General features: G+C 36.9%; 11 protein-coding genes. 2 read left to right on the top strand and 9 right to left on the bottom strand.

Features of this window, described 5'->3' with window-relative positions; translation table 11 throughout:
• Positions 1 to 91 precede the first annotated feature (91 nt).
• From KO502_RS12320 to KO502_RS12305, 4 genes are all read right to left on the bottom strand, one after another.
• A complete protein-coding gene (locus tag KO502_RS12320) occupies positions 92 to 2,086 on the bottom strand; it encodes a flavohemoglobin expression-modulating QEGLA motif protein (RefSeq protein WP_216022862.1) in 1,995 nt (664 codons plus the stop codon).
• Positions 2,070 to 3,107, bottom strand: a complete 1,038-nt coding sequence (gene gshB, locus KO502_RS12315) for a glutathione synthase (RefSeq protein WP_216022861.1) — start codon at positions 3,105 to 3,107, stop codon at positions 2,070 to 2,072. Before gshB ends, KO502_RS12320 begins: the two co-directional genes overlap by 17 nt.
• 233 nt (positions 3,108 to 3,340) lie before the next feature.
• The gene (locus tag KO502_RS12310; RefSeq protein WP_216022860.1) at positions 3,341 to 3,583 is read right to left on the bottom strand and encodes a hypothetical protein; all 243 of its coding nucleotides are present in this window, start codon (positions 3,581 to 3,583) and stop codon (positions 3,341 to 3,343) included.
• 197 nt (positions 3,584 to 3,780) lie between these two features.
• The gene (locus KO502_RS12305) at positions 3,781 to 4,656 is read right to left on the bottom strand and encodes a LysR family transcriptional regulator (RefSeq protein WP_216022859.1); all 876 of its coding nucleotides are present in this window, start codon (positions 4,654 to 4,656) and stop codon (positions 3,781 to 3,783) included.
• A gap of 213 nt (positions 4,657 to 4,869) precedes the next feature.
• On the opposite strand from KO502_RS12305, the gene proB reads away from it, so the two are divergent.
• Positions 4,870 to 5,964: a glutamate 5-kinase gene (proB, locus tag KO502_RS12300; protein ID WP_216022858.1), complete on the top strand. Its 1,095-nt coding sequence runs from the start codon at positions 4,870 to 4,872 to the stop codon at positions 5,962 to 5,964.
• Between the two features lie 273 nt (positions 5,965 to 6,237).
• A complete protein-coding gene (locus tag KO502_RS12295; RefSeq protein ID WP_216022857.1) occupies positions 6,238 to 7,437 on the top strand; it encodes a BamA/TamA family outer membrane protein in 1,200 nt (399 codons plus the stop codon).
• A gap of 114 nt (positions 7,438 to 7,551) precedes the next feature.
• Here the strand turns inward: KO502_RS12295 and rplI are convergent, their stop codons facing one another.
• The 5 genes from rplI to KO502_RS12270 form a co-directional block, all read right to left on the bottom strand.
• A complete protein-coding gene (rplI, locus tag KO502_RS12290) occupies positions 7,552 to 8,007 on the bottom strand; it encodes a 50S ribosomal protein L9 (RefSeq protein ID WP_216022856.1) in 456 nt (151 codons plus the stop codon).
• A gap of 17 nt (positions 8,008 to 8,024) precedes the next feature.
• Positions 8,025 to 8,252 (bottom strand): 30S ribosomal protein S18, encoded by a 228-nt coding sequence (gene rpsR, locus KO502_RS12285; protein WP_011041278.1) that lies wholly within the window; start codon positions 8,250 to 8,252, stop codon positions 8,025 to 8,027.
• Positions 8,253 to 8,313: 61 nt separating this feature from the next.
• Positions 8,314 to 8,640, bottom strand: coding sequence for a primosomal replication protein N (gene priB, locus KO502_RS12280; RefSeq protein ID WP_216022855.1), 327 nt, complete (start codon positions 8,638 to 8,640; stop codon positions 8,314 to 8,316).
• 9 nt (positions 8,641 to 8,649) lie between these two features.
• Positions 8,650 to 9,069: a 30S ribosomal protein S6 gene (rpsF, locus tag KO502_RS12275; protein WP_216022854.1), complete on the bottom strand. Its 420-nt coding sequence runs from the start codon at positions 9,067 to 9,069 to the stop codon at positions 8,650 to 8,652.
• Between the two features lie 247 nt (positions 9,070 to 9,316).
• A complete protein-coding gene (locus KO502_RS12270; protein WP_216022853.1) occupies positions 9,317 to 10,678 on the bottom strand; it encodes a hypothetical protein in 1,362 nt (453 codons plus the stop codon).
• Between the last annotated feature and the right edge of the window lie 53 nt (positions 10,679 to 10,731).

Genomic DNA, 10,731 nt, shown 5'->3' with positions numbered 1-10,731 from the left:
GGGAGGAGACCATATATGAGCTCATTCAAGAAGGTGCTTGCAGTCTCATTTACATTACAAGCACCTATTTTATTAATAGCAAACAATAACGCTACTTAATTGAGCTCACCAGGTAATCTAAAATACTCATTGGCTTATCACGCTCAATTTCTAACGGAAATAAAGACGTTGGTTTGTTGATTAGACCACGCTCTATCATTTCAGAAATAACCGAAAAGTCTAACAAGCCAGTTTTCCCTACCAATAAGTCTTCAATATTGGCTTCAGTTCTAATATTAAGAATATCTCTAAAGCCTTTTAAATAAAGGTGGTCTTTAGTAAAGCCGCCACCTCGATAAACCCGCGTAGTTAAAGTAAAAGCATTAGCTGAACTAACACCATAGTTGGCCATCAATAATTGATAGGTTTTAGTAAAATCGCCATGCTCTAACATGTATTTCACGGCGATCACACGTAGCGCTAAGGTTTTTAATCGAGCTAAAGTCAAATTACCTGAGCAATATTCACTAAAAATAGCCAAACCTTCTTGGGTATGGGTATTCCCCGTTAAGCCAATAGAGAATACTTTTAATTGTGATTCTTTAGCATTAATGGTGGTAAGCATGTGAATGCCTAATTCATGAAACGCATACCCTTGTAATTCTGAGCGGGTAAATGTTGCGTCTTTATTGATAAGTAATAAGCGTTTTTCATTATTTACCATAGCTTTAGCAACCAGCTTTGCTGATTTTTCTATTCTACATTGTAAATTCCACTTAGCCGCCTGCTCTTTATAATAGCTAACTGCATAATCCGCATCATGAATAGACTCTTCAAACTCACCTTCTATTTCCGGTGCGCGCAAAATAAATTCGGCATTAGCAATATCTTGCCTGTTCGGCTCGCCGTAATAACGTAATGAGTTATAAACAAAATCATCTGTGCCGATAGAGGTTAACAAGTCAATTTTGTTGGCTAAATTATCAATGGTATGGCGATACAGTTGTTGAATGTCTGCATCCATAATGTCACTAACAGGTAACTTATATAGCTTTTCTCTAAACTGATATGGGTCGATATTCAGTTGTTTATAATGAAAATCTGGCGAGCCCGTATTTTTAGTTGAGAAGAACTTTTTGCGCTCACTAGCAATGTTTATCGGGTTGATATAATTGAGAGTTTCAACATTTTCACACAGATCCACAAGTTGCCTATCAAGGTTAATAATTTCAGGTGCTAATGATGATGAAAGTATATCTGAGCTTCTCGCTGATTTTTGCTTATTATACTTACGCATAAAAAACGCGGTTGTTTCGCTAATCGCTTGCTTAAGGCCCGCTTTCAATTCTTCGAGTACCAAAGGAAATAGCTCACCATTGGTTTCATCCATAAACACTTTTTTCACTTCAATAGGTAATACTAAAGTATTGTCAAAATGCGCACTAATGTGAGTAATTAAATAACCTCGACCATGAAATACTTCATCAGTAGCGGCGTATGCGTCCATGTTAGGTAAATCAATTTTATTGAGTTGTAGCTGAAATTTTCGGGCAATTGCCCCCCAACGCTCCATATCAATTTGCGACGAGCCAATATTAAATGTTGGCGAGGCTTTATTAATACGCTGGTAATTATACGAGTGTACGTCAAACACAATGGTGTTTTTAAACTGCAATTCGAGTTTTGTAATTAATGCTTTAACCACATTATAAAAAGCATCATGTTTAGCATGGCTCACACCACGTTGTTTAATCGTTAATGCTTTTTTCCATACCGGTTTATCTTTAGTGGTTTTAGTTGAAGTTGATAAAGTTCTGGCTCGATTTAGATCGTATTCAAAGCGTGAATCGTTACCAATTAACACAATAGGGAATGATGAAATTAAGTCAGCCGTATAAGGCGACTCTTCATAGGCTTGTTCTTTATTGGTTAATAAGAATGTTTTTTTTAAGTCATCTCTAAGCTGATGCCCGTTATGAATAGCAGCACAAACAACAGGGCTGTATTCATCTATTTTTATAATAAATGCGCCATGTTCTACTGTCGCGTGAAAGCATTCACCTTTATTGATTAACTCAATACATTCATTTTCAGATAACGTGAGCATCGTTTATCGCCTTTCTAAATTCATCTTTACGTTGTGCTAACGCCTCTTTGGCGTTAACAACACTTTCAACAAAATCGATAACTTTCTTCTGCAGTTTTACATTGTTTAATTTATTAATACGCATGATGCCGCCAGGGCTTTGCACATTCACTTCAATTAGCTTTTCATTAATAACATCAATACCCACAAAATATAAACCATCACGCACTAATTTAGGACCAATGTGTTTACACAGGGCTTTTTCTTTTTTTGTTAAAGTGTGTTTTACCACTGAGCCGCCGGCATGAATATTTGAGCGCACATCATGACTTGCAGGTACACGTTTCATGGCACCAATCGGTTCACCATTTAACATCATAATGCGTACATCGCCGGCATCTGCGCCTTCAACATATTCTTGTAAAATAACGTAGTTGCCACCTTTACCGCTATTAATGTAAAACTCTAATAATGAGTGGAAACTTTTTTGCGCACTTTTCTCAACTAAAATAACGCCGTGACCACCATAACCATCAAGGGGTTTCATGATCATTTTGTCTGACTTAGACTCTTTTAATACATCGACTAAGTATTCTGTTGTTTTAGAAACATGCGTTACCGGAATAAAGTGGTTAGTAGGATCATCAAACGAAGCCGTATACAACTTGGTATTAGCAATACGCAAACCGTCGATATCGTTCATGATAAAAGTATCATCACGTACTGAATCAAGAAAGTTTAAGGTAATAGGATCTAACGGCGGGTTAGCGCGCATAATAATAGCGTCGAAGCCTGCCAATGGTAGTTGTGATTTTTTAAACTCTGCTTTTTTATAAAAAGACACCATATTAGATGGCACCGTCGCGCCTTTTTTAATCACTTGGCAAAATGCACTTGAAACAGAGTCTCGCATGGTTAAATTATGCGGCGTTGCAATAGCTACAGTATGATTACGCGAAACACATTCGTGGATTAAACGTAAAGTAGAGTCAGTCTCTGGGTCAATTTTGTCCCAAGGGTACATTAAAAAAAGTATATTCATGGTATTGCCTGTTTTTGTAAAATACATAATAAATAAAATAGTTTATCGAATGAATATTACAGAAACGTAGTTATGTGGAATGATTTCACTTACCTTAGCGTTGAACACGCATGTATGTTGCGAAGTAACGGCAGTGAAAAGCTATAAAGGGATAATATGAGATGGAATAATTAACAGTAAAGCTTATAGAGCCAACAAGTTGGCTCTATAAGTGACTTTTATAAGTTTACTGATTAATCCCAGTCATCATAATCGTCATCATCGAATTTGCTGCGACGACTGTCTTTTTGCTGCTGTTCTAGCTTTTTCTTCGCTAAGAAGTTTCGTTTGTTATTATGCTTTGAACTCTTCTCTTCAGTTGAGTGCACACTTAATTCAAACTCAGCAATATTATTGTCGATGTCGTCTGAAGCTCCCTGATTGTCGTAGTAATCATTGTCAAAATCAGGTAATTCGTAATTTGTATTCATGGTCATTGTTATCTCACCAAAAGATAATCATGGTTAAAATCGGATATTCTACTTTTTTGCCAACGAATTAAAGCAAAATATTTTTAAGTTAACGATAAATTTATTTTACCTTGGTGAAATTTTAGTGAGTTCAGGCAGTAAAGTTAATTTCAATTACTTTATTGCCAGTTAACTTTCTGTAACTTAACTCCGATAACTTAAGTTTATAAAGGGTTCATTATAGCGGGCGCTTCGGGATCTTCTTTTCGTAATAAGTTTTTAATTTCAATAATGCGCTCTTCATTTTCATTGTCTTTATGAAAAGCACTAAAGAGCTCTCTTTCGAAAATAGGTAAGCTGTTTATAGCAAACAATTTACCCTGCTCTATAAAGGGTTTTGCTAACATATCAGGTAAATAAGCACTGCCACCACACTGCAACATTAGATCAAGTGCGATCCTAGCTGTACTTGTTCGAATCGCGGGGATAGCAATACCAGGTAATTCTTTAGCATGCCAATTAATAAAACTAGTCCCCCAATCAATCATAATGTAACGCTGCACTTCATCGGGCGTTTGAATAGCCTTAGCGAAAGTAGTAACGGGTACTAGGTTAAACATGTGTAGCGATTCTATTTTTAATTCTTCTACTTTCGGCGGATCAAATAAAATAGCAACATCTAAAGTGCGCTCAAGTAATTGCCTAGTCAGTTGTTCACGCGATAGAATTTCAGCAACTAAGCTAATTTGAGGTTGGTTAATATAAATTTTAGAAATAGCATCGTGAATATAAACATCCCAAGTATTAGGGGTTCCTGCAATAGATATTTGCGTAACCTGGTCTGTTGTTAGGGCAACATCTTGTTTGGCCATTCTAAGAGTATTAAGCATATTCTCTGCATGAGGAACTAGTCGCTCACCTGCTGAGGTCAACTGAATGTTATTTCTAGCGCGGTGAAATAGAGCAACTCCAAAGTATCTTTCAAGTTGCCTAACCCGCGTACTGATAGCCGCTTGAGTTAAATATAAGTTCTCTGCCGCTTTACCAAAATGACGACAATCTTTAACTTCTAAAAAAGTTTTTATTAACTCAATATCCATCACACAATCTCTTATCGTTACGATAATTATTATTTGTTTTACAGCCTAATTAGTTATCCGCATACTCCGCGAAAAGCTATACCCTGTCAACTGCGTTCACTAAATGTGAATATAAAAAAACGTGAATATAAAACCTCAAGGTTAGCTAATATTTATATAACAATGAAAATGCTTAAATTAACATAGTAAAACAGTAATGATCAGGCTAAAAAAATGAACTTTAATCGAGCAGTAATCAAAGTAGGTAGTGCCTTAATTGCACCAGATAAAGAAGGTTGTAGCGACAAGTATATTGCAGCTATTTCACACTTTATTAGGCAATGTCAAAAACAAGGTAAAGAGATAATTTTAGTCTCTTCTGGCTCTGTTGCTGCAGGTCGTAACCTCATTCATCATGGCTCACCTGAATTATCAGGCGCAACTAGAAAAGCAATGGCCTCTGTTGGTCAAATGCAAATGATGGCCAATTGGCAGCGTTTTTTTAACATTCCTTGTAGCCAAATATTAATAACTCAGGAAGATTTTACTAATAGAGAGCGCTTTATTAGCATTAAACACACCATAAAAATTCAGTTAGCTAATGGTATTTTACCTATCGTTAATGAAAACGATACGGTTGCAGATAAACAAGCAACGGTTGGCGATAATGACAACCTTGCTGCTTTAGTAGCACAAGTTTGTGAAGCCGATGCTTTATTTATTTTAAGTGATATTGAAGGTGTGTTTACTAAAGACCCGAAAGTAAATGCTGATGCTGTATTAATACCTGAAATAGCGGAAATTACCGACGAAATATATGCAATGGCTGGTGTTACGCGAAGCCACCTTGCGACTGGAGGTATGAAAACCAAAATTCAAGCGGCAGAAAAAGCAGTTGAGCACGGCATTAATACTTACATTGTTAATGGTACACGTGCTGAAGTGTTTGAATCGTTACTCGCTGGCGTAAATCCTGGCACGCGCTTTATTGCCAATAAAAATCTATCATCGAGAAAGCACTGGCTGAAACACAGTTTAAAAAGCCAAGGTAAAATAATTTTAGATGCAGGAGCAGTTAACGCTATTGTAAACAAGGGCGCGTCTTTACTGCCTAAAGGAATAAAGTCTGTTAAGTCAGCTTTTAAACCAGGAGATTCTGTTGAGTTAATTGATGAACGTACTAATAAGGTTATTGCTAAAGGTATAAGCCTTTATAGCCAACATGATTTACAACGAATTATGGGTAAGCACAGCGATAGTATTGACAGTATTTTAGGTCATGATCAAGGTGATGCTGTTGTGCACCGCGATGATATGGTTATTCTATAAGTTATAAGCTTCCATAGCTCTCTGCAAATACTTCTATAATATTTACAGAGAACTAGAATAATTTTGTTTATGATTTCCCTGATAGCTTTATTCACAGTCCCACCTTAAAAGTCGATACCTTTAGTCGATACCTTTAATAACAACGCACCAGAAAATATCCTCAACACAAATGCACTATTGCTTATCAACTTTAACTAGTAGAAAATACTTATAAATCATATTGATTATTCCGTAAATCGTCGAGAATCAATCGTTTCTTTTAAAGAGTACATAATGAATTTATTATCTAAAATATCTAGTACAATTTTGATGTCTCTATATTCAATGTCGTCTATTGCGGCTTCAGATCTTTTCTTTGATAAACTCGATGGTAATTTAGACGCTTCGCAATACCTTTCTGAAAATGCTTATGGATTTTTACCTGTTCCGATAATTATCACCGATCCGGCCTTTGGCGGTGGTCTAGGTATGACAGGGTTATTTTTTCAAGAAACTGAAGAAGAAAAAAACTCACGCTTAGCGGCAATGCAAGATGAGAGTAATGAAAATGCCGTAAAGAATTTGTTGCCGCCAAGTATCACTGCTGCATTTGGTGCGTATACGGGTAATGGCTCTTATTTTGGCGGTGGCGGGCATTTAGGCTTTTATGATCAAGGACGTATCCGTTACAAAGGTGGGGCGGGTTACGGCGATATTCATTTAGATTTTTACGGTTTTGGTGATATCGAATTACCAAAAGCGGTGGAAGTTAATACCCAAGCCTATGGTGTAATGCAGTCGTTAAAGTTTAAATTAGCGGATAGTCCTTTTTATGCCGGTGTATTACAACGTTATATAAATGCTGACTTAAGTGCCGGTAATCTTGATTTTCTTTCCGGTAATGTACCATCTTGGTTTGAAGAGCAATTACGCTCTTTGCTATCAACAAACACTGTTACTTCTGGTGTTGGCCTTTCGTTAGAATATGATGCGAGAGACAGCTATTTTTCTCCGACACAAGGCTTTAAATTCGAACTAAACTATCTTTGGTTTGACGATATTATTGGCTCTGACATTGATTACACCCTCACCGAATTTACCGCATTAAATTACTTCAAATTCAATGAGCAATGGCGAACTGGATTAAAAATTGAAGCAAATTATGCTAATTCAGATAAAATACTACCTCCTTATGCTACACCATCTATTTCACTGCGCGGTATGCCTGGTTCAAGATATCAAGGACAAGCGGTAGCTATGTCTGAGCTTGAAGTAGCGTACCGAGTTAATGTTCGCTGGGAATTAAGTGTATTTGCCGGTGTGGGTAAAGCGAGTGATAGCTTTTCTGAGTTTTCAGAAAGTCATAGCCGTATAAGTAAAGGGGTTGGTTTTCGATACTTAATTGCCCGTAGATATAATTTTAATATGGGTATCGATATCGCTAAAGGCCCTGAAGATACTATTTTCTATATTCAATCAGGCTCCACTTGGTAGTGAAATTACAGGTTCCTCCCATTTAAAAGCCCCATAAAAAAACACCGTATCCTCAATGAGAGTACGGTGTTTTTGTCAATAACTTCTACTTATAGCTTACGCTATAAAAATAAGTTATTCAGCTTCAGCGATAACAACAACTTTGATGCTAGTATCAACATCTGTGTGTAAGTGAATTGCGATATCGAATTCACCTGTTTCGCGGATAGCACCTAATGGTAAACGTACTTCAGCTTTTGTAACTTCTACGCCAGCTTCAGTGATCGCATCAGCGATATCACGAGTACCGATAGAGCCGAATAATTTACCAGCTTCACCAGATTTTGATGCGATAGTAACTTCAGCTAATGCTACAACTTTCGCTGCACGAGCTTCTGCTGCTGCTAATACTTTAGCTAGGTCAGCTTCAATTTCAGCACGACGTGCTTCAAAGTGCTCAACGTTAGCTTGAGATGCAAATACTGCTTTACCTTTCGGTAATAAGAAGTTGCGTGCATAACCAGATTTAACAGTTACCTTGTCACCAAGGCCGCCTAATTTGGCGATTTTATCAAGAAGAATTACTTCCATTTTAAACCCCTATTAGCTTACTTATGTAAGTCGGTGTATGGTAACAATGACAAGTAACGAGCGCGTTTAATAGCACGAGTTAATTGACGTTGATATTTAGCAGCAGTACCAGTGATACGGCTAGGAACAATTTTACCACTTTCAGTGATATAATTTTTTAACGTTGCAATATCTTTATAATCGATAGATGTTGCGCCTTCCGCTGTGAAGCGGCAAAACTTACGACGTCTAAAAAAACGAGACATGGAGTTCTCCAATATGGTTTTATCTAGTTAACGAACTTATTAGTTGGTTAGTAAATAAAGCCTAATTAATCATTTCAATATGCTGAGCGTGTAATACTAAAAGCGGATTACCGTTTCTAGATTCATGACGGTTTATAAAACCAGACACTTTTATTACATTCCCAGCAACTAATTCACGTGTTAAGTGTGATAATTCACCTGTAGCGACTACCTGTATTCTGACAAAAGCTTGTCGATTCATACCCGCTTCATTTTGTATAGACTTATGGTCTATTGAAAACTGGCTATGCTTAATACCTGCAGGGCTTGTTGATTGTTTCGGGGTTTTCACCACCGCACCAGTCAACACCAGGAGATTCTCTTGCAAGCTACCTTGCGAGACAATCACAAATGACTCTTATTCAGCTGCTTCTTCAGAAGTCTCTTCAGAGGCTTCGTTAGTTTCAACTTCATCAGTAACATCTTTCTTAACTTCGCGACGATCGTCACGACGGTCTTCTTTAGCAGCAGCCATTGGCGATGCTTCAGTTACCGCGTCTTTAGTACGCATGATCATGTTACGAATAACAACATCGTTATAACGGAAAGCTGTTTCTAGTTCATCAATAACTGACTGTGGCGCTTCAATGTTCATTAGAACATAGTGTGCTTTGTGTAATTTATTGATTGGGTATGCTAATTGACGACGGCCCCAGTCTTCAAGACGGTGGATTTTGCCTTCAGCAGCATTGATCAAGTCTGTGTAGCGCTGGATCATACCAGGCACTTGTTCACTCTGATCAGGGTGAACCATAAATACGATTTCGTAATGACGCATTACGAGCTCCTTACGGTTGTAGCCTCATAATCTGGCTCAGCCAAACACCAGTTGAGGCAAGGAACAAAAAGTTCAGGCTGAATTAAGGATGCGTATTGTAGGGAAAACAACCAATAATAGCAAGCAATACTAATCGACCACCTTGATTAAATTTATAGGTCGGTTTTTAGTGTTAATTTACTCTGTGAGGGTGGCACTATCTCATCAAAAAGTAACTTGTATTGCCTGCGATATATCGGGTGTCAGGTTAATTATCTTTAATACGTTCAAAATTAACAATTTCAGAGCGGTTAAGTGTGATTTTAAAGCGCTGTATAGACTCTTCAGTTTTATTGGTGTGTCGTAAAACAATATTAATTTGATAACGACGCTCTACTGCTTGATTTGATATTTTTTGTCCATCTAAACTATACAAACGCCCTGCACCTCTTTTTAAAAAACGCACAAAAGGCGTTAAGTTAAAAAAGGTCTGTTGTTGTATCTCATCGTAGCCTGGTAAAAACTTCTTTGCTAACACTTTATTGTCACAACGAAAATGCAACAACTGAGCATCTTGTTTATTTTGCTGACCACGCTGTTGAAATAATTCGTTAACGGTTTTAGGTAAATCTTTTGGGGTAATATATTCGAGCCATAGAATTTGATTTAAAATCCGTTTTTTAGTCACACTATGAGTAAATAAATTTTGCCATTTAGGCCGCCCTTTTTGAATTTTTCGCCATATAATATCGGTTAGATCATCTTTAAAAGTTTCTCGTAAGCCATACACCACACCTAAAAAGGCAACTAGGGCAATGGTTACTTCAGTGAAATTGGTACGCGCATTCAGTACCAGCAACATAACAAATGCCATAATAAAGGCTGTTACAATGCCGCGAACAAAGCGTTTTAAATTAACATTTAAATAACGAGGTTTACGCTGAAAAACTACACCGTACTCTATCAAGCGCTCTAATAAACGCATCTTATTAGTTATACGGTTAGCATCATCAAGGGTCACTTGTGAGTTATATTCGTTTTCAATGCGATAATCATTTTCACTTTTACATAAAGTGAGCAGTGCTTCACGCTCTACGGTAAAATCTGAACTTTTTGGACCTCTTGAAAGTAATCTTAAAAAAGACTGCTCTATATGCCAACTCAAATAGTTATCAGCATTTTCAAAAAATGAATTCAGTTTTTTATCCGACGGTGTATAGCGTCTTAACTTCTTTGTTAAAGCAGAGGTTTGCTCTGCTAGTTCTACTGCCGCAGGATAAAACTCTTCCGCAGTTTTTAGCTTTAAAGTAGATTTAATATCCGAATCGAGGGCTTTTTTAACTTGATAAGAGTATAAATTGAGGTTTAAGCGGTAATCACTTTGCTCACCTTTATTTTGACTAATAAAGCGACTTCTCACTAATGGCAGGTGAAGTTGATCAGCGTAATATGCGCTTTGATTTTTTATATTCGCATAAAAGAATTCTTCTACATTCAAGGTACTTGGGTTTATACCCATTTCAACCGGTAATGAGAAGTAAAGATCAATGCGTTGGTAGTCTTCTGGTAATAGCTGATGACTTATTTTAAAAGACAAGTTTTCATCTTGAATTAACTTAGCTCTGTTCACTCGTATAAAAGCCTTTATTTTGTACTAAAATAATTTATTAAAAGTTACTAATA

It is taken from the genome of Colwellia sp. E2M01 (assembly GCF_018860585.1).
GTDB lineage: Bacteria > Pseudomonadota > Gammaproteobacteria > Enterobacterales > Alteromonadaceae > Colwellia.
The sequence above is the reverse complement of the archived record's forward strand: the minus strand, read 5'-3'. Positions and strand labels throughout refer to the sequence as shown.